Below are 501 nucleotides of genomic sequence, written 5' to 3'. Positions count from 1 at the left end.
AAGTCGTCGCACAAGCTAAACCAGCAGGGCCTGCGCCTACAACGGCAATATTTTTCTTCTTGAACGTTGGTTCAACCACAATTTCTGTTTCGTAACAGGCAAGTGGATTGACGAGACAACTAGCGCGCTTACCTTTAAATACGTTGTCCAGACACGCTTGGTTGCAGCCGATACACGTATTAATAAACTGCGCATTCTCTTGTTCTGCCTTCGCGACAAAGTATGGATCCGCCAAGAACGGGCGAGACATTGACACCATATCCGCCTGACCAGAAGCAAGGATTCGCTCTGCTTCATCAGGAGTGTTAATTCGGTTACAGGTGACGATTGGCACAGAAACGTGCGGTTTCACCTTCTCGGTTACCCATGTAAATGCACCGCGAGGTACTTGCGTTGCAATGGTCGGAATACGTGCTTCATGCCAACCAATACCAGTGTTGATAATGGTGACGCCCGCGTCTTCCAATCCTTTGGCTAATTCAATCACATCTTCGAACGTGC

Annotated in this window: 1 pseudogene; it reads right to left on the bottom strand. The window is 48.5% G+C overall.

Features of this window, described 5'->3' with window-relative positions:
* Positions 1–501, bottom strand: a pseudogene (fadH, locus tag R7Q46_RS30730) (NADPH-dependent 2,4-dienoyl-CoA reductase); the annotation flags it as partial.

The sequence above is a fragment of the Vibrio sp. 811 genome, from assembly GCF_033339195.1.
Note: the sequence above shows the minus strand (reverse complement) of the source record. Positions and strands in the feature narration are given on the sequence as shown.